At 59.3% G+C, this 2882-nt stretch carries 2 protein-coding genes; one reads left to right on the forward strand and one right to left on the reverse strand.

The genetic code is table 11. From position 1 onward, the window contains the following. The coding region (locus ACH2EH_RS23645; protein ID WP_395145661.1) for a bifunctional YncE family protein/alkaline phosphatase family protein at nucleotides 1-2125 on the forward strand (2125 nt) is incomplete at its 5' end. 22 nt (nucleotides 2126-2147) lie between these two features. Here ACH2EH_RS23645 and ACH2EH_RS23650 read toward each other — a convergent pair. Further along, the coding region (locus ACH2EH_RS23650; RefSeq protein ID WP_395145663.1) for a hypothetical protein at nucleotides 2148-2882 on the reverse strand (735 nt) is incomplete at its 5' end.

A 2882-nucleotide genomic window follows, 5' to 3' on the forward strand; every position in this document is an offset into this window, starting at 1 on the left:
CCGTGACTGCATCGCCGAGCTGGAGCTTGAGAGTGGCAAGCTCACGCGCACCTTCCCGACTCAGAAGCTTCCGTTCACTGTCGCGCTCTCCGCCGATGAGAAGACACTGATCGCCAGCAACTGGGGCGGGCGGCCCGTCACCGACGAGGATGACCTAGAGAGCGGTGCGCGTGCGGAGTCCAACGGTGCCTGGCTCGTCACTGATCCGCGTGGCTTCACCGCCACGGGCAGTGTGAGTTTAGTGGCGCGGGAGGGCAGTGCGACAACCCACTTGCCTGTCGGCCTGCACCCGACGGCGCTTTTAATAGAGGGCAATCGCGCATTTGTCACCAACGCCGCCAGCGATAGTATCAGTGTGGTGGATCTCGCGCAGAAGCGGGTGACGGCGACGTGGCCGCTGACGTGGGGAAAGAACAAACTCCTGGGCGCGATGCCGGGGGCAGTGGTGCTTGTGCCCTCCTTGCCGTTTCCCTCCCTCCCCCAGCCCCTCCCTCCCGATAACGGGAGGGAGGGGAGCCTGAGGGGAGTTTTGTTAGTCGCGTGTGGTGGCGACAATGCTGTCGCCGAGATGGATGCGGCGACTGGAAAGGTGCTTGGCTACCGTCCGGCTGGCTACTACCCAATGGCACTCGCCCATTCCTCCACAGACTCCCCCTCCCTCTCCCGTTATCGGGAGGGAGGGGGCCGGGGGGAGGGAGGGAAACTGGGGGTAGGCAAGATATTCGCGCTCAACACCAAGGGCAATGGCTCTGTCCGTAAAACCCTTCTGGGGCAGCCAGGCAACGCGCATGATTTCCAAGGAAGCATCTCCGTGATTGACCGCAGCACGGACTTGAAAGCGGCGACGGCCAAAGTTGCCAAGCTCAATAACTGGGATGCACCGCGCGTCACGCCGAAGCTCAAGGTCTTTCGCGGCGCGATCCAGCACGTTTTGTATATTATCAAGGAGAATCGCACCTACGACGAGGTCTTTGGCGACATGAAGGAGGGCAATGGGGATGCGAAGCTCTGTGGGCTGGGGGAGGAAGTAACGCCCAATCACCACGCACTCGCCCGGACGTTCACGCTCTTTGACAACGCTTACGTCAGCGGCACCAACTCTGCAGATGGTCATAACTGGACCGACACGGCTATTGCCAACGACTACTTAGAGCACATGTATACCGGCTACCGCACCTACCCCGATGATGGCGATGATCCGATGGGTGTGGCATCGTCGGGGACGCTCTGGGACGCGGCGCTCAGAAAGAAAAAGAGCGTGCGCCTCTACGGGGAGTTCTGCGACGATGGCAGTAATATCATCACACCCAAACCCAAAGACTGGCTGGAGGTCTGGCAAGCGCGGGGGACGAATAAGTTCACGTATAAATCAGTGCCGCGTGTGCACAGTGTCAAGGCCCTCGCGCACCCGAACTATCTCTACTGGCCACTGCTCCAGAGCGATCAGGTAAAGGCGGATATTTTTATCGAGGAGTATGGGAAATTCAGTAAGGCCAATACGGTTCCGAACTTAATGGTGATGTCGCTGCCCTCCGACCATACCGAGGGGCTCTCCGCCGAGTACCCGAAGCCTAAGAGTATGGTCGCCGACAATGATCTCGCGCTCGGGCGCATTATTGAGGCGGTGAGCAAGTCGCCGCAGTGGAAGAGTACGGCGATCTTTGTCATCGAGGACGATGCCCAGTCCGGGCCAGACCATGTGGATGGGCACCGGACGGTGTTTGCGTGTTACTCGCCCTATGTCAAGCGCGGCTTTGTGGACTCGAATTTTTACACCACGGTGACGATGCTCGCCACTATCGAGAAGATGCTCGGCCTGGACCCGATGAACAAGTTCGATGCCAACACGCCGCCGATGGCCGCCTGCTTTACCGACACGCCGAACTTCACCGCCTTCACTTCCGTCCCGAACCGCACCAAACTCGGCGAGACGAACACGCCGCGCACCGCCCTCGCACCGAGTGAGAGAAAGTGGTACGACCTCTCGACATCGCTGGACTGGAGCGAGATGGACGCCGCAGATTTCAACACACTCAACCGCGTGCTCTGGCACAACCTACATGGGGAGAAACCGTATCCGGGGGCGGTTGCGTTGACCGTCGAGGGAACAAGTTCCTCTCGCTGAGGGGGCTGTGCCCCGGTCGTCCTCACGGACGGAGGAAGCTTAGGTATTCCTGCGCGGCTTCGCGCAGCGCTTCGTTTTTGAAGTGCGTCAAGATGCGCCTGGCACTCTTCTCGCCGCCGGGTTGCTTCAGGGTGGCTAGGGTAAGCAAGATCGCCGTGGCTAGCTCCGCCTGCAAAATATTTGGCTCCTGGTTGGGCTCAAAGGCAGGGCGCGTCCAAATACTCCCGAGTGAGGGGCGTAGTAGAGATGCTAGGCAGCGACGTGCCTCGGGAGAAAGCCTCAAAAGCTCGTCCTCCGTGGTCCGAGGAAGGTAGCAGCGGAGCAACGAATCACAGATTGCTTGGAGCTTGCCCTCCTCTGGTGCTCGGCTATCAAAGCTAGCAGTGCGCATACGAAGAATCGCCTCAATCTCGGTGCGTGACGCTCTGTGGGAGAGAGCTAGGAAGGCAGTGATAAAAGCACGCCTTCGCTGCTTGGAGCGACGTAAGGCATTTGCCAGGATAATAGTTGCGGCAACGAACGGCGCTATGATCATCTCCGATCCAATATCAAAGAGAAGACTAATACACGTAAGTGGGATACCGAGGAACGCAAGTAAGATCCCTACAGTTATCCACTTTGCCCGCCGGTTTTCTTGGCGTAGCTGCTCGGCGAGAGGTGCGAGATCTTCCGCTTCGTACTGACGGAGCATGGGGGCTAAGCACTCTGCTGGAGAGCTTGCTCGCAGGCTGCTTTCAGCCCGCGCTCGCTGCCAAAG

It is taken from the genome of Armatimonas sp., from assembly GCF_043760365.1.
Taxonomy (GTDB): domain Bacteria; phylum Armatimonadota; class Armatimonadia; order Armatimonadales; family Armatimonadaceae; genus Armatimonas.